Source organism: Exiguobacterium antarcticum DSM 14480, from assembly GCF_000685865.1.
In the GTDB taxonomy this organism is placed as follows: Bacteria; Bacillota; Bacilli; order Exiguobacteriales; family Exiguobacteriaceae; genus Exiguobacterium_A; species Exiguobacterium_A antarcticum.
Window position 1 is genome coordinate 1 of record NZ_JMKS01000003.1, and the last position, 16,724, is coordinate 16,724.

The following is a 16,724-nucleotide window of genomic DNA, read 5'->3' on the forward strand; positions in this document are numbered from 1 at the left end:
CACTTCTTCCGTCAACGGTTCATAATTCGCGAGCTGGCGTAACCCATTTAAGTGTGTGGATTCAGAGACCGTTTTTTCAAACATCGGATCAAAATAAATGACATCGACTGCGTCATCCGAACAGCTTTTGAGATATGTCAGGTGATCGGCTTCTCGAACGACGATTCGTCGCATCGCATCGACGATCGGCTGATACCGTTCAATCCAGTGTTGTAAACCTTGACGGACAATCAAAGCGGTTGCTGCATTACTTTCTAGTCCAGTCACCTGGCCGGAAGAGCCGACCGCATGGCTCATGACGATTGCATCCGCACCTAACCCTAGCGTACAGTCGAGAACCGTCATGCCTTCCTCCAGCCGTGCGATTGTAATCAACGGATCGTGTCCACTCACATCAAATTGTTTGATTCGGAAAACTGCACTTGATGGATGAAAGAAAAACGAATGGTCGGTCCCTTCCGGATAATACTCCAATTGTTTTTTATCGACGACAAGGACCGGAAGCTGATAGCGATCATGAAATGACTGAATGCTGAGTTTTTTCCGTTCCGTGATGTGGAAGTCAATGGTCTGTTCCGTTTGAGCTAATTGCATGACTCGAGCTTTTACGTCAGCCGTAGGTCTCAAACACGTTGTTAATACAATCCTCTGTTTATTCAAAATCTTTCCACTCCCAGAAAAAAATAAGCTAGCCTACGCCAGCTTATTTCTTTTTCTTCAATAACCCTTCGATGTCCTCGATGAGTGCTTTTTTTGAAATCAAATCTTCTTGTTTTTCTTGTTCGACTTTAGCGTCAATGGTCGTCCGTTGCAACAAGGCTTGTAACGTCTCATCGATACTTGATTTCAGATGATCGCGATCTTCTTTATTTAATGCAAGGTCGTGACGCACTTCATCACCTTGTTCATCCAATTGACGTAACCGTTCCGTTAATTGTTTTGCTTCACGATTTAAATCTGAGTATAAACGTTCAATCTGTTCCAAGCGTAATTTGATTCCATCGCGTTCTGTGAACACATTTCCCAGCCCCTTCCAGCATACAGATATCTACATCATTACTTTACCATATTCATCACTAAATGAAACAATCACAATCCGTTTACAATCCTCTTATTTTTTGGATGACTGTTTCCGGCATTCGTTTCAGCTATCTTTTGCAATTTCTTTCTTCGAGTCGCTATAATGAATAAGCAGAGTGAATTGCGATCAGAGGAGGACAACGTCATGGATTTAAAGCGTCGAGCATTACGTCACGTCGACCAGACCGAATTCGAACATTTTTTAAAGTACGGGGAACAGGCTTACGGATTATCCAGTCAGGAAATTCAAGGCTACGATCATGAACTCGGGGTGGAACGTGCTTTTGATTCCGTCGAACACAGTTATTCAGAAGATTTTTATTTTGATGTTCTTGTCGACGATCAACTGGTGGGACGCCTACTTCTATTGAAAATGGGCCATTACTTCCAACTGGATTTAATGATTTTTGATGCCTATAGCCGACGGGGTTATGGAACCAAAGCCGTTCAGCTCGCTTTACAACAATCTGACGTGCTAGCGGTCTATGAGGTACGTGCTCGTGTCTTACCGACGTCACCTCATCAAGAGATTGCCTGTCAGATTTTTAAGACGAATGGATTCGTAAAAGGGAATGAATATTTTAGTAAAGGTCGCCGCAAACGTTATTCGTTGCAACGACCTTGATCGTACGCCGACGCGAACTTGCGTCGGTTTTTTTTGACAGATCTTCAATTCAAGCGTAAAATCTTACTTTGGATGATTCTAAAAGGAGGACACGTGGATGAATGAATGGTTATGGTTCCCTTCGATTCTCATTACGATGGGATTATTATTACTCAGTTATCGTTTGTTTGGAAAAACGGGTCTGTTGATGTGGATTGCCATCGCAACGATCATTGCAAACATTCAGGTGACACAACAAGTTGAAATCTATTCTTACATCTTCACATTGGGGAATGTCGTGTATGGAAGCTGTTACTTGGCAACAGACATCTTAAACGAAAAATACGGAAAAAAAGTTGCTCGTCAAGGCGTATACATGGGCTTTTTCTCTTTGATCACAACAACATTCCTCATGCAGTACAGCCTTTTGTATACCCCCCTTAACGATACGCTTGCTAAAGACATGTCGAGTTCCTTAAACTTACTATTCGGCTTACTTCCATGGATTGCTCTTGGTAGTTTATCCGCTTATCTCGTCTCGCAACTGTTTGATGTCTTCATCTATTCTAAGATCCGCCAAAAAACAGGCGAAAAAAAGCTGTGGTTGCGGACGACTGGTTCGACCGTCTTAAGCCAACTGATTGATACGTTAACGTTTTGTGCGATTGCATTTCATGATTTACCGTTTGATATTTGGTGGCAGATTTTTGTGACGACGTACTTAGCGAAGTTTGTGATCGCTTGGGTCGCTACTCCATTCATGTATCTTGCAAAACGAATCCATCCGACGACTTCTTCTAAGGATCTCGCTGCTTGATTTGTTGATTTCCCTTCTTTTCAGACATTCGGCTAGAAGATTGTCTTCTTTTAACGGATAATGGAAATTAGGAGGTGGTCTTCTTGAAAATCAAACGAAATGAGTCGTTTCGGTATCACTTCGATGAACCGATCACGGGCGAGTTCTATCTCGTCAAAGAAGGACGTCGGACACCGGCTGGATCAATGGAAATTTACAATATTTCTCCCAGTGGTATTGCCATTGCCACGCCATTGAAGTTGCCAATCGATCGTTCGACTTCTATCGTCGTCGAATTTTCACTTTTACTCGGTGCAGAACCGCTGAAAGTATCCGGTCAGATTTTACATGAAAAATGGACGGAGGCACAGCGTTTATATGGTGTTCGATTAGAAACGACGAAAGAGGATCAGCAACGAATCATTGAGGCGATCAAACAAATCGTCAAGGAGACACCTTGAACTCCGCCCACTTCAGCTGGACCGAGAAGGGGGCGGACTCAAATCGTGTGCGTTCTACCAAATACTAAAAACGGGGTGGCGGATTTCAAATCCGTCACCCCGTTTTTGTCAGAAACTTATTTTTGAGTCGTTCCTTTTTCTTGTACTGTACGATACACGATTGCCTCATAAGGACGAAGTGTCAACTTTTGGTCTGTCACGATAGGTGAGGCGTCATAGTTTCCGATGACGGGATCTGTCGTATCGTGTGCGATCGGAACCGTTACGTCTGATTGAGCAAAGGAACAGTAGATATACCATGTTTCCTTTTCATACGTTCTCGTATAGGCATAGACTTCAGGCTCTTCTTCCAAGATTAACGCATACTCTCCATAGACCATCAAATCATGTTGATGGCGTAAAGCAATCAATTGTTTATAGTAATAGAAAATCGAGTTCGGATCTTGTAAAGCTTGTTCGACATTGATGGATGGATAATTCGGGTTAACCTTCAACCAGGGTGTCCCTGTCGTGAAGCCACCATGGTCTGTCGCATCCCATTGGATCGGAGTTCGGGCATTATCCCGTCCCTTTAGATGAATCGAGTGCAATAAGTCTTCGGGTGATGCCCCTTGTCCGATTCGCTCTTTCCACATATTTCGAATTTCGATGTCTTCATAATCATCGATCGATTCAAAAGCGACGTTTGTCATCCCGATCTCTTCCCCTTGATAGATGTAGGGGGTTCCTTTTAATAAATGTAACAACGTTGCCAACATTTTCGCTGACGCGACGCGGTAGGTCGTGTCATTTCCAAATCGACTGACGACGCGGGGTTGATCATGATTGTTCCAATAAAGTGAGTTCCACCCTTTTTCATGGAGAGCGACTTGCCATTTCGTGAAGTTCGTTTTTAGTTTTTGAAGATCAAACGGTTGAACATCCCACTTCCCGTTTGGTCCGGAATCCAGGTCCATATGTTCGAACGTAAAGACCATGTTGACTTCTTTTCGTTCTGGATCGGTATAGAGAATCGCATCGTCCGTCGTCGCACCCGGCATTTCGCCGACTGTCAACACATCATAATTGCCGAACGAGGCGTCATTCATTTCTTTCAAAAATTCATGAATCCGTGGACCGTTAATATAATGTTGTCCTCCCTCGCCGTAAAGTGCCCCTGGAGAGACCGTCGCATCTGGAAGACCTGGTGTCTTCGAAATCAAATTGATGACGTCCATCCGGAACCCATCGATTCCTCGGTCCAACCACCGGGTAATCATCTGATAGACTTCTTGACGTAACTGTTCATTTTCCCAATTCAGATCGGGTTGTTTTTTTGAGAAGAGGTGCAAGTAATATTCGTTAGTTGTTTCATCGAGTTCCCAGGCTGGACCTGAAAAAATCGATCCCCAGTTATTCGGTAACGTCCCGTCTTCCTGTCCACTTCGCCAAATATAATAATCACGGTAAGGATTCTCCTTACTTTTACGAGATTCCGCGAACCAGGCATGTTCATCCGAAGAATGATTGACGACAAGATCCATCACGATTTTGATGCCCCGCTCATGTGCTTGGTCCAGCAATCGATCAAAATCCGCCATCGTTCCGAATTCCTCCATGATGGCTTCGTAATCACGAATATCGTATCCATTGTCATCGTTTGGTGAGTCATAAACCGGACTCAACCAGATGACATCGATCCCAAGTTCTTTTAAGTAATCCAGTTTTTCGATGACTCCGACAAGATCACCAACCCCGTCACCATTTGAATCTTTGAAACTCCGCGGATAGATTTGATAGACTACACTGTCATGCCACCATTTACGTTCCATCAGATTGATCGACTCCCTTATGACTAATTAATGCAAGCGATTGCATTTATCTTTAAAAGCGCTTCCATTTATTTCATCGACATCGTATCACGAACAAAGCAGCAAGAACAAGGCGATTCCGTTATTTTCCTAAGGTATACTGAAGTTGGCTCTACTTTCGGTTTGACGTTTGAAACCGGCAGATAGAGGAAAATGATTTAGGAAAGGAGGAATGACACCATGTACCGCCGCTACTTATTATTTTTGATTTGGGCAATCGCTATCGTATTTATTTTAGTGTTCGGAAACAACCGTGTATTCCCCGCTGGTTTCCTGTTCTCCTTCTTCCGTTTTGACCAAAGTCAATTCGATACGTCCGCATTGAGTTTGTTTACCTTACTCGGCATTTATCCAGCTGCCTTTTTTATGCTGTTTTTGGATGAAAAACGTTTTCTAAAACCTTCCCCGATGTTGGCTAGTTTTGGAGCCTTTGTGTTAGGGTCCTTTATTTTAATGCCCTATTTGGCACTTGCGATTCCACGTCAAACTTTTTTACCGTTTCGGCGCCGTAAATTCGTTCCGTACCTCGTCGCTGTGCTGGCTGTTCTTTCCGCAATCGTCATCTGGCTCGCACTCGCACGATCCGATTGGTCCATTTTCCAGATTTACTTCATGACGAATCAATTCGTACGCACGATGACGGTCGACCTTGTGATGTTCTACATCTTACAGTTATTCATGTTACACCGAATTCGAATTCGCCAAGACCAACGACTTGGTTGGCGAGATCTGATCCCACTATTCGGGTTGTTCAGTTATTTATTCCGCCGTCATCTCCCTGCCTCAACCAACAGTTGATTCGACCGAACGGATTCGGCTACAATAGGGAGATAGCTTTTAGAGGGGGATTTAATTCATGAGACAGTATCATCAACTTTGTCACGAAATCTTAACGAACGGCATCCAAAAAGAAGACCGGACGGGAACCGGAACGACCAGCATTTTTGGTCATCAAATGCGGTTCCCTCTACAAGACGGGTTTCCGATGGTGACGACTAAAAAACTACATATGAAATCCATCATCCACGAGTTGATCTGGTTCATTTCTGGGGACACGAACATCTCCTATTTACAAGATCATGGTGTACGGATCTGGAATGAGTGGGCGGACGAAGACGGCAACCTCGGGCCTGTCTATGGTGCCCAATGGCGTTCGTTCCCTAAACCCGACGGCTCGACGGTCGATCAATTGGCAGATGTCATCGAACAAATTAAAACCAATCCGGATTCACGTCGTTTGATTGTCAGCGCCTGGAACCCCGGCCAGTTAGAAGAGATGGCATTACCACCTTGTCACCTGCTGTTTCAATTTTATGTCGCAAACGGAAAGCTGTCCTGCCAGCTTTATCAACGGTCCGCGGATGTCTTCCTAGGGGTGCCGTTTAATATCGCTTCCTATGCCTTGCTGACCCATATGATTGCCCACGTCTGTAAGCTCGAAGTCGGGGACTTCGTGCATACATTAGGGGACGCGCATATCTATGCGAATCATATGGAGCAAGTGGAGCTTCAATTGAGCAGGACACCCAAACCATTGCCGACCATTCGTTTTGCGCGGGAAATCGAACGGATCGAGGACTTTACGTTTGAGGATATCACGATCGAAGGATACGATCCGGACCCCCATATTAAGGGAGTGGTCGCCATATGATTTCACATATCGTCGCTTATTCAAACAATCGTGTCATCGGTCGGGAAAATGCGATGCCTTGGCATCTGCCCGCTGACTTGGCTCACTTCAAACAAACGACTTATGGGAAACCGGTCATCATGGGTCGGAAAACCTTTATTTCGATTGGTCGTCCCCTGCCTGGACGTGAAAACATCGTAATCACCCGGGATCTTTCCTTTCGTCCAGAAGGTGTCACCATTTGGCATGACTTGAGCGCACTCGATGCCTATCTGCATACGGATGACGAAGTTTTTCTGATTGGTGGCGGTGAATTGTTCCGACAAACATTGTCTCATGTCAACCGGGTCTATGCGACCGAAATCGACGCCGTCATCGAGGGAGACGTGTCTTATCCCGAGTTACCAGACGACTTTGTCCAAACGACGGAAACATTCCACCCGATCGATTGTAGCCATGCCTTTGCTTTTACGATCAAACGGTTTGACCGTTCTGCCCAGTCTAACTAACATATGTCCTCAAAAAGAGGCTGGGACATAACTCAGCTTTATAAATGAGAAGGCCCTCGGAACGTTTTTCGTTTCGAGGGCCTTCTTCTATGATGAAAAACCGATTTTAAGTAAACAAATAAGGACTTCCTCTGATAAAGTTAAAGTGACCAAACCATAACCATCGGAGGTGTCCTTATGTTTAAAAATTATAACATGAACCAGCTGGTTCTACCTTTAGATTTAGAAATTCGTCTTCATGAAAATGATATCGCATTCGCCGTCCATCATCTTGTCGAGTCCATTCCCGACGAGGCCTTTGAACCATTTACTCGAACGACAGGCTGCCCTGCCTATCATCCTCGCATGATGATGAAGATCATTTTATGCGCCTATACGCAATCGGTCTTCTCTGGTCGGAAGATCGAAGGACTCCTTCAAGACAGTCTACGGATGATGTGGCTCGCTCAGGGGAATGAACCGAGCTATCGTACGATCAATCGTTTTCGAGTGCACCCGGCAGTCACACCTATTCTGAAGCAGGCATTCGTCACCTTCCGTTGCCATCTCGTCGAGATGGGAGAAATTAAGGAAGAAGCGATCTTCATTGATGGTACGAAACTAGAAGCGAATGCGAATCGATATACGTTCGTCTGGCGGAAATCCGTCGAGCGATATAGTGCGTCGCTCGTTGAAAAGTCTAATCTTCTCTATGAAGAACTCGTCGCGCAGGAAATTTTGCCGGAGATTGAACGGGAAAGTCCAGACGAACTGACCATTCCTGAACTCGAGCACATCGGTGATGTTTTGGAGGAACGAATCGCTTCTATTAATCAAGAAATCGAGACAAGTTCAGATACGCAGGAGAGAAAACGTCTTCGTTCCGAACGAAAGCAGCCCCATCTTTTCCGAAAAAATGTCGCTGAATTCGTGGAAAGAAAACGGAAGTATGCCGTCCATAAGGAAACGTTCGATGGACGGAACAGCTATTCCAAAACGGATACGGATGCGACGTTTATGCGGATGAAAGAAGATCATATGCAAAATGGACAACTCAAGCCTGGGTACAACGTGCAGATTGCGACCGAAGGTCAATATACCCTCGCTTATGATATCTATCCTAATCCGACAGATGCCCGCACGTTAATTCCATTTTTAGATGAAGTGGCCTCGTATCTTACTTTACCGGAACATATCGTTGCGGATGCCGGCTATGGCAGCCAAGAAAATTATCAGGAGATCCTGATGCGCCGAGGGCGCACTCCACTCATTCCCTATACGATGTTCCAAAAAGAGAAGACGCGAAAATGGCGTGATAATCCTTTTAACCTCACTAACTGGTCCTATGATGAAACGACCGATCAATTTATATGTCCGAACGGACAGGACGTGACGTTCCGTTACATGTCCAAGAGGACGGATCGCTATGGCTTCACCCGTGATTTTAAGGTGTACGAAAGTGAGAGTTGTGATGACTGCCCACTTCGATCCCTCTGTACCAAAGCAGAGAACGGTCGTCATCGCCAAGTCCGAGTAAACGTTTCGTGGGAAGAACAAAAAGAACAGGTAAAGGGCCTGCTTTCAGATCAAAAAACCGGAAAAATCTACGCGAGACGTAAGACAGATGTAGAACCAGTTTTTGGAAATCTGAAGGCTAATTTGGGTTTCACTCGTTTTTCTGTAAGAGGAAAAGCGAAGGTGAAACGTGAGCTCGGTTTCATCCTTATGGCACTAAATTTGAGAAAGTGGCTCACCCAAAGTATTGCCCGAGGGGCAATTTGATAAGAGGTGACGAAAAAATAAGGGATTGCGCATCGTGACGATGGCAATCCCTTATTTTCTTTACAAGTCAGCTAGTTATGTCCCAGCCTCTTTTCATGTTTAAGGAAGACGGACTGTCCACTGTCGAATTTGCTCTTCTAGCTGATCCCGGTCAAGTGGAGACAAACAATAATCCGTCACTCCCCGTTCAAGTACTTGACCCAGTAATTGGTTTTCTTCTGATGCGATCGCAATGACTTCAATCATGCCGTCGCGGAACTGTTTCCAGTCCTCCAACAATTTAAAGTTTGAAGCCGCCAGTTGATCAAGTGGCAGCACACACAGCTGAAGCGGAGCAACCGTCTTCTCATCATAAGGAATGATGCGAAAATGATACTTGGGATGATGCGGAAGCGGGAATGGCACCAGTTGATCAAACGAGTTCGATTCGATTTTAATCAATGCCTCCATCTTTTCTTTTGCGGTTGCCATCGAATAGATCGTCACTTGATTTCTACCATTTCGTTTTGCTTGGTACAGTGCTTCATCGGCTTCAGACGTCATCTCTTCTAAATCCATGGCTGCATCCTTGATGACCGTTAATCCAATTGATACCGTGACCTTTAATCCGTTCGGAAACGTATGCCGTTCAATCCGCGCTCGGACCTTCTCCATCATATCAACTGCGTGTTCCGAATCGTCGGCACTAAACAGCAACATGAATTCTTCACCGCCAAATCGAATCAATTCATCTTCCTGTCGGATGGCTTGTTTCGTCAACACGGCAAGCTCTGCCAACACAAGATCACCTGCCGGATGACCATGCAGATCGTTGATCCGTTTAAAATGATCCAAATCAAAAATTGCCAAGGCAAACAACTGTCCATCCCGTTCCAGACGTGATGTCCGCCGGCGATACGCATTCTGGAGATACTTCCGATTAAAGGCGCCCGTCAATTCATCCACTAAAATCGTCGCCGAAACCGTCCGAAGTTTACGCAACAGCCGCTTCAGACGAATTTGACGTTCTTCAATCAAAACGGTTTCATCCCAGTAATCATCTGCTCCCAGCTGATAACAGGTTTGACGGATCGACGCATCGTTTGGACCGATGATGATCAGCGGAATGAAGGTCGCCTCTACTTTTTTTATCAGCTTGAAAAGCAAGGTTTCATCTGTTGTCTGAATTATTTCGTAATCAATCAGCATCGCATCGACGTGAAGATCATATCCGACTTCTAGCGTGTCTTCGATAGAGCCAAAAAAACGTGTCAGATACCGTTCGTTCTCCAGTGACTTTTTCCATTGAATATTGTCCAAAAACCGTTTTGTGACGGAAAGAATCATTTCCTTACGAATCATTTTCTTTCGACTTCGTTCCGAAAGATGATCAATGACCGGTGCGAGTAGCATCTGGATTTGATCCGGTGTGACAGTCTCGGCAATACCTTCTAACTCCTGAATCCAGCGTGATGCCTGTCTTTCAAAAAAATCGAGTTCATCGTGTTGACCGAATCGATTCAACCAGTCTGAAAAGACAAGTAACTCTGATTTAGGAACAGACGCCATCCGAAGTAACCGCTCGACCATAAGGATTGTCTGGTGGATTTGTTTTTCTATCTGATTCTGTTCTGTCTCCACATGTCTTCCCCCTCTTTCTATACAGTCGAAACCCCTGCTTCGACTGAAGAGAAAGCGAGGGAAACCCTCGCTTTCGATTATGCTTTTAAATTTGGACTGACCATGTCAGCCGGAACGATCCACTGATCGTATTGTTCCTCTGTCAATAAGCCAGTCGCAAGTGCCGCTTCTTTTAATGTTGTACCCTCTTTATGGGCAGCTTTAGCAATCCGAGCTGCGTTTTCATAACCGATGTGTGGATTCAGTGCCGTCACGAGCATCAACGATCGTTCGACGTTTTCCGCGATGACCGTACGTTCCGGCTCGATTCCGATTGCACAATGGTCATTAAACGAATGAAGTGCATCCGTCAAAAGACGAACAGATTGGATATAGTTATACATGATGACCGGCTTAAAGACATTTAATTCAAAGTTTCCTTGACTCGCAGCAAACCCGATCGTCGCGTCATTTCCAAGAACTTGCGCGGCGACCATCGTCAATGCTTCACTTTGTGTCGGGTTGACTTTCCCCGGCATGATCGAACTACCGGGCTCATTTTCTGGAATCGTGATTTCTCCAATACCAGCACGTGGACCCGATGCTAACCATCGAACATCGTTTGCGATTTTCATCGCATCCATCGCTAGCGCCTTGATGGCACCATGCGAAAAGACCAGTTGATCATGGCTCGTCAAGGCATGGAATTTATTTTCCGCACTGACAAAGGATTTACCCGTCTCTTCACTCATTTTTTGTGCCGCACGATCTCCAAACTCTGGGTGAGCATTGATTCCCGTTCCGACAGCGGTTCCACCGATGGCAAGTTCCGTCAACGGCTCTAATGTCAACTCGATCATTTTTTTCGACAATTGTAACATCCGGACCCATCCACTGATTTCTTGACCGAGTGTAATCGGTGTTGCATCTTGTAAATGCGTCCGTCCAATCTTGACGATGTCTGCGAACGTGGTTGCCTTTTCGTCGAGCGTCGCATGAATCGCATCGATTGCCGGCAACAGCTGATCGATGACAATCGTCTTGGCTGCAATGTGCATCGCAGTTGGGTATGTATCATTTGAACTTTGCGATTTATTAACATCATCATTCGGATGAATGACGTGATCACTTCCACGCTCCGCTAATTTTCGTGTCGCGACTCGGGCGATGACCTCGTTAACGTTCATGTTCGACTGTGTACCCGAACCTGTTTGCCAAACGACAAGCGGAAATTCCGCATCAAACTGACCCGCAATGATTTCATCACAGACTTCGGCGATGACTTCCGCTTTTTCTTGATCGAGAACCCCTAAATCACGATTGGCCAAAGCCGCCCCTTTTTTTAGAACCGCAAATGCCCGAATGATTTCGATCGGCATCTTTTCCGTTCCAATTTTAAAGTTTTCCAAGCTCCGTTGTGTTTGTGCTCCCCATTCTTGTGCTTCTGGGACACGAATTTCCCCCATCGTGTCGCGTTCTAACCGGTATTCCATGATAATTTCCCCCTTTATCTACTGATACATTAATAGTTTAACGGAAACGAGAAGGAATGGGAATGATAGAGGCGAGTTTGGGGAATAGTTTGTTATCGAAAAGGAGTGAATGCTTGATGTGGTTGATTAATTTAACAATTGTCGTCTTATTGATTCTCGCAAATGGTTTATTTGCCATGACGGAACTCGCTTTATTGTCTTCGAAAAAACAAAAACTGCAACAGTATGCAGATGACGGGAAAAAATCAGCTCAAATCGCCCTCGATTTTTTGGAACGTCCGACCGATTTGTTATCGACGGTCCAAGTCGGGATTACCCTGATTGGCATCATCAATGGTGCGTTTGGTGGTGCTGCCTTATCCGCGCCGTTGATTGAGTGGTTAGGCGGTTTCACCTGGCTTGCGCCATATGCCAGTACTGTTGGTTATATGATCGTCGTCACCATCATCACGTATCTCTCACTTGTCATCGGTGAATTGGTTCCAAAGCGTATCGCTTTAGTCAGTCCGGAACGGGTAACGATGATGTTAGCCCAACCGATGCGTTTTTTTTCAAGTCTTCTAAAACCCTTTATCTTTATCTTAAGTAAATCGACAAGTGCTATTTTTCGTCTGATTGGTCTTGATCGCTTACAGACGGAAGATGAAACAGAAGATGAAGTGAAACAGTTGTTGATCCGTGGACTAAAAGAAGGTACGTTTGCCTCGTCTGAAGCAGAACAAGTATCGCGTGTATTTGCTTTTCATGATCAGTTGGCATATGAATTGATGGAGCCGCGGACGGTCACCGAGTGGATTGATTTGACGGATTCGCCGGAACAGATTTTAGCGGATTTACGCACTGCGAAACACCGGAACTTGCCGGTTGGTCATGGAGATTTGGATCATTTTGTCGGTTACATCGATGCGAAAGAAGTGTTAGCTTCGGATCATCCGATTGCTGTCATCGAATCCCTGATCCATACGCCACTGATTGTCCCGAAACAGTTACAGGCAACAGTCTTACTGGAACGGATGCGCAAAGAGACCGTCTCGATCGCCTTTGTCCTGGATGAGTATGGTGGTTTTTTAGGAATGATCACCCTGTTTGATATTTTAGAAGCCTTCGTCGGTGAAATCTCGACGATTGAGGAAGAACCTGAACTCGTGCAACGAAGCGACGGCTCTTATCTGGCGGACGGATTGTTGCATATCGATGATTTAAAGCGTGTGTTGCAGGTCAAACCACTCTTGCCTGGAGAAGAAAAGAACATCTATCATACGGTCGCTGGTCTCGTATTGTATCTGCTCGGAGAATTCCCTGTCCGAGGAAGTCATGTCGTCACAAATGGGTACCGGTTTGAAGTCGTTGATTTGGATGGTCGCCGGATTGATCAGATTTTGATTGAGCCTGTACGTGACGTGCCCGTGGAAACATCGTTTCCGAAATCGGAATGACTGTTCCATCCAGTACCTGGATAACACAAAAAAATCCGAACGATACCAACTCTTCTCTGAAGAAGGGGATCGTTCGGATTTCTTCGTTTATTCTCACATTCCAGTTTCCTTGTTCGTCAGAAGTCGTTTAAGGCTTCTTTTGCAACACGATCCGCTTTATTTTCCGAACGTGGAATCCATTTAACAAAAGCTAACGGCAAACGACTGAATCGTTCGAACGCCGGATCAAAATAAATTTGGATCCGCTTATTTTTAGCAAATTCTCGTTCTACTGCCAGCGAGACCGCTTCCGAATCCGTCCGGAAGGAAAATACACTTTCGCCTTGTGCAAGTAACTCTTCTGCCAAATCCACCGCTCTTTCAAACGCTTGAAATTCTGCTTCATGATTATTTTCTGCCGTGATTCTAAATGTCCGTTCAATGACCTGTCCTGCTGAATTTTTGCAAAAAATCCCGATTGTTGCATCGTCATTCGATGGTCGGACTGCCCCATCAAAATATAGTTCAACCATGTTCTCTCGCCGCCTTTACACCTTTTCGAATCGCTTGTTCATCTAAATTTTTTCCGATGAACACTAACGTCGTTTGTTTATGTTCTTCAAATTCACCACGTACTGCCGTCCCATAAATCATTCCTGTTCCTTGCAGGATGACTTTTTGGTTCGTATCTGCAAAATGGATGATTCCTTTATACCGGTACAAATCTTCCGCATAGGCTTCAAGAATTTCTCGTAGCACTGCTCCAAAACGTTGACGGTGCAACGGGGTCGCTTCTGTAATCGTCAATGCCGTAAAGGACTCTGCTGCTTTTTCTAGACCATCCGTTTGTCGCATCAGACGATCCTCTTCCTGCTTTGGAAAATGGAACGTCTCAAATAAGTGTTGAATATCTGTTTCCGATTCAATCGTCGGAAGAATCAATGCGGTTGGATTCAAATTGGATAAACGACGTGTCACGTTCACGACTTCATCTGCTGAAATCAAATCGATTTTGTTTAACAAGAGTGTGTCCGCAAAACCAATCTGCTTTACGTTTTCTTCGAACGTCAATTGCCGTTCGAGCTGATAGGCATCCACGACGGTAATGACACTAGAGATTTGATACTGTTGTTCAATGGCCGGTTCAAAATAAAACGTCTGTAAAATCGGTCCAGGATCTGCGATGCCTGTCGTTTCGATGATCAACCGATCAAATTCCATCTCACCTTGTCGTCTTTTTTTAGCAATCCGTAACAAGGCATCACGTAAATCACCCCGAATCGAACAGCAAATACATCCATTCGTCAATTCAATGACTTCTTCGTCACTTCGTTCAATCAACGCTTCATCGATATGAACTGCCCCGACTTCATTTACAAGTAAGGCCACTTTTTCAATTGGATTCGTGACGATCCGGTTCAACAACGTTGTTTTCCCGGCTCCTAAAAAACCGGTGATGAGTGTCGTTCGAATACGTTCTGACATGGTTTCACTCCTTATGACGATTGGTTCTGCCGCCACTTTTCTTTTCGCGCATCCAATAGATCGATTGCATGGAGATACCAAGCTTCGGTCGTTTGCGGTGTTACGCTTGAGCCCCATTCTTTTTTACCATGATGGGACAGGATCATATGCATCAAACGGTGGTATTGATCGATCGGTAGCCGGATCGCATCGTTTTGTAGTGCCTGTTCTAAAACAAAACATCCATAGGGCATGTGTCCCATCAATACACCATTCGGATCGAGGGCGATGCCCGAGACCGTTTCTTCCGTTGGCTCTACTTGGACTAAACGGGCAAACCGGTCGTCCGAGGCACCCAGATGGGTATATTCAAAAATCTTTCCGATATCGTGTAAAAGAATACCGAGTAATAGTTCATCTTGACGAGGGGATTCATTCAACAGCGTAATCGATCGAGCTGCTTGATACAAGGCATCAAAACTCTCGTCCCAAGCAAACTGACGCATCTCCCGCTCACTCGCTTGAAACAAATCATTTTTATGATCCGCCTCTGCTTCTTGAATACATTGTAAAAGGGTTAAATAAGGACGATCAGATCGACAAATTCCGGCGCCAATGGTCATCATACAAGCCGTATGTTTTAATAATCCACCGATATAGGCATGGTGATGATACAAGGCTGCTGGTCGTGTCGAAAAATCGAACCAATACGTTACGAGCACACGATGCGCCAGTTGTCGGAGTGGTTCTTCCATCTGATCGATCAAGCCGATCAACTGATCGCGGTATTGACTGGCCGATTCACCATGCGGCATTTGCGGTAAAAGCGTGGTGCCCGATTGACCATGGACCGCTTTGACACGTTGGACTGTCAGCGACTTATTTCCTGAATCGACGGGGTACTCCTCGACCTTGGCAAAGACATGGACGATTCCCGTCTCCAGATACGGACGCATCGCCTCTTCAGCCGTTCCTTGGTTTAACCATTGTTTTCCCTTACACGCCCCGCTCGGAGAGTTAAAGGTGAACTGTAACCACTCACGCCCCGTTTGGCTCGTTTTGATTTCCGCTGAAGCGACCAGTAAGGTTTCTTCTACCTGTTCACCTGGAACATGATTGGTGATCGAAAATCCTGTCGCTGATTCTGACATTTCGAGTGGATAGTCATTTCCGTTATAGACTGGCATTTCCACTTCAGGAATCGCTTTAAATAATCGAACCATTGTCCACACTCCTCTCGTTTGCTCCGTCTTTCATGATATCAAATCTTCTCTTGTCGTGTATATGTCAAAACAATCATTGTAAGCGCTTCATTTATGTTTTAAGATGACAGTAGCAGACAAATTATCCACTATAAGGAGGACTATCGGATGATTATTTCATTATCTACGTGTTATGAAGAAGCACGAACTTCCGCGGCCGAGTTACAGCAACCCGTCGAAATGACACGTGAGCAACTTCGTCAAGCCGTCTCGGTTTATGATCCGTTTGTCTTAAAGGAACCTTGTTTGTTACAACAACTCATTCGTCAGGAAATGATACTGACCTGTCGACGTGTCCAATCACTTGGTTTGCCTCTCGAATCCGCCCCGGTCAAATTGTTGATCGTCTCCTCGTTTAATGTAGGCGCAGGTTTTAATGCTGATGAAATCAATCAGATGTCCCCAGAAACGATTAAACGGCAGTTAACGACAAATGATGTCGTATTTGCCCGTTTCATTCAACACTTATTTCTTCATCAGACACAACGTGACATCATTTGCCAACGCTTGATGACCATATTAGCTGGAGCATCCGCTAAAAAATCTTTTGTCCGTGCCGAGCGTCTTCAGGCATCTTGGACCGTTTTACGCTAATAATACAAAAAGTCCCGACTCCAGTGAGTCAGGACTTTTTTCAACGACCTGGCATTCCAGCTCCTTGATTGGCATTTCCTATGAAAATGCGGCATTCCGCTTCGTCATATCATATTTACAGAATGACAGATTTTTCGAAAATTGTCAATTCATTTTTCAAAAAAAGGGGGACCATCTCGCTTGAGATCGTCCCGAATGGAAGAGTG

General features: G+C 45.0%; 17 protein-coding genes. 9 read left to right on the forward strand and 8 right to left on the reverse strand.

What is annotated here, in order from left to right; all coding sequences use genetic code 11:
* Positions 1-594, reverse strand: a 594-nt coding sequence (locus P404_RS0101000) for a class I SAM-dependent methyltransferase (protein ID WP_236624205.1), incomplete at its 3' end; no start/stop codon positions are given.
* 109 nt (positions 595-703) lie between these two features.
* On the reverse strand, positions 704-1,018 hold the full coding sequence (locus P404_RS0101005) for a hypothetical protein (RefSeq protein WP_026829768.1): 315 nt from the start codon (positions 1,016-1,018) through the stop codon (positions 704-706).
* Between the two features lie 207 nt (positions 1,019-1,225).
* Between P404_RS0101005 and P404_RS0101010 the strand changes: the two genes are divergently transcribed.
* The 3 genes from P404_RS0101010 (at position 1,226) to P404_RS0101020 (ending at position 2,941) form a co-directional block, all read left to right on the forward strand.
* Complete coding sequence (locus tag P404_RS0101010) at positions 1,226-1,705, forward strand: GNAT family N-acetyltransferase (protein WP_026829769.1); 480 nt, start codon at positions 1,226-1,228, stop codon at positions 1,703-1,705.
* Between the two features lie 97 nt (positions 1,706-1,802).
* A complete protein-coding gene (locus tag P404_RS0101015) occupies positions 1,803-2,501 on the forward strand; it encodes a queuosine precursor transporter (RefSeq protein WP_014970556.1) in 699 nt (232 codons plus the stop codon).
* Positions 2,502-2,575: 74 nt separating this feature from the next.
* Positions 2,576-2,941, forward strand: coding sequence for a PilZ domain-containing protein (locus P404_RS0101020; protein WP_371818615.1), 366 nt, complete (start codon positions 2,576-2,578; stop codon positions 2,939-2,941).
* 116 nt (positions 2,942-3,057) lie between these two features.
* Here P404_RS0101020 and P404_RS0101025 read toward each other — a convergent pair whose 3' ends face one another.
* Complete coding sequence (locus P404_RS0101025; protein ID WP_026829770.1) at positions 3,058-4,752, reverse strand: glycoside hydrolase family 13 protein; 1,695 nt, start codon at positions 4,750-4,752, stop codon at positions 3,058-3,060.
* Between the two features lie 219 nt (positions 4,753-4,971).
* Here P404_RS0101025 and P404_RS0101030 point away from each other — a divergent pair, with 219 nt between their 5' ends.
* The 4 genes from P404_RS0101030 (at position 4,972) to P404_RS0101045 (ending at position 8,691) form a co-directional block, all read left to right on the forward strand.
* Positions 4,972-5,589: a hypothetical protein gene (locus P404_RS0101030; RefSeq protein ID WP_026829771.1), complete on the forward strand. Its 618-nt coding sequence runs from the start codon at positions 4,972-4,974 to the stop codon at positions 5,587-5,589.
* Positions 5,590-5,647: 58 nt separating this feature from the next.
* Entirely contained in the window at positions 5,648-6,442 is a 795-nt protein-coding gene (locus P404_RS0101035; protein ID WP_026829772.1) for a thymidylate synthase, read from the forward strand.
* Positions 6,439-6,930, forward strand: coding sequence for a dihydrofolate reductase (locus P404_RS0101040; RefSeq protein ID WP_026829773.1), 492 nt, complete (start codon positions 6,439-6,441; stop codon positions 6,928-6,930). Before P404_RS0101035 ends, P404_RS0101040 begins: the two co-directional genes overlap by 4 nt.
* A 177-nt stretch (positions 6,931-7,107) precedes the next feature.
* On the forward strand, positions 7,108-8,691 hold the full coding sequence (locus tag P404_RS0101045) for an IS1182 family transposase (protein WP_026829774.1): 1,584 nt from the start codon (positions 7,108-7,110) through the stop codon (positions 8,689-8,691).
* A gap of 99 nt (positions 8,692-8,790) precedes the next feature.
* Here the strand turns inward: P404_RS0101045 and P404_RS0101050 are convergent, their stop codons facing one another.
* Together P404_RS0101050 and fumC are read right to left on the reverse strand one after the other, a co-directional pair.
* Complete coding sequence (locus P404_RS0101050; RefSeq protein WP_026829775.1) at positions 8,791-10,311, reverse strand: GGDEF domain-containing protein; 1,521 nt, start codon at positions 10,309-10,311, stop codon at positions 8,791-8,793.
* Positions 10,312-10,388: 77 nt separating this feature from the next.
* A complete protein-coding gene (gene fumC, locus P404_RS0101055; RefSeq protein WP_014970561.1) occupies positions 10,389-11,783 on the reverse strand; it encodes a class II fumarate hydratase in 1,395 nt (464 codons plus the stop codon).
* Positions 11,784-11,899: 116 nt separating this feature from the next.
* Between fumC and P404_RS0101060 the strand changes: the two genes are divergently transcribed.
* Entirely contained in the window at positions 11,900-13,219 is a 1,320-nt protein-coding gene (locus tag P404_RS0101060; protein ID WP_034773913.1) for a hemolysin family protein, read from the forward strand.
* Positions 13,220-13,335: 116 nt separating this feature from the next.
* Here the strand turns inward: P404_RS0101060 and P404_RS0101065 are convergent, their stop codons facing one another.
* Genes P404_RS0101065 through P404_RS17195 form a run of 3 tightly spaced genes read right to left on the reverse strand, consistent with a single transcriptional unit; the run spans position 13,336 to position 15,885 of the window.
* Complete coding sequence (locus P404_RS0101065) at positions 13,336-13,731, reverse strand: ribonuclease HI family protein (protein WP_026829776.1); 396 nt, start codon at positions 13,729-13,731, stop codon at positions 13,336-13,338.
* A complete protein-coding gene (locus P404_RS0101070) occupies positions 13,724-14,683 on the reverse strand; it encodes a CobW family GTP-binding protein (protein WP_026829777.1) in 960 nt (319 codons plus the stop codon). The genes P404_RS0101065 and P404_RS0101070 overlap by 8 nt, the downstream gene beginning before the upstream one ends.
* 11 nt (positions 14,684-14,694) lie before the next feature.
* A complete protein-coding gene (locus tag P404_RS17195) occupies positions 14,695-15,885 on the reverse strand; it encodes an HD domain-containing protein (protein WP_051590442.1) in 1,191 nt (396 codons plus the stop codon).
* 147 nt (positions 15,886-16,032) lie between these two features.
* Between P404_RS17195 and P404_RS0101080 the strand changes: the two genes are divergently transcribed.
* The gene (locus tag P404_RS0101080; protein ID WP_026829778.1) at positions 16,033-16,518 is read left to right on the forward strand and encodes a hypothetical protein; all 486 of its coding nucleotides are present in this window, start codon (positions 16,033-16,035) and stop codon (positions 16,516-16,518) included.
* The last annotated feature ends 206 nt before the right edge of the window (positions 16,519-16,724 follow it).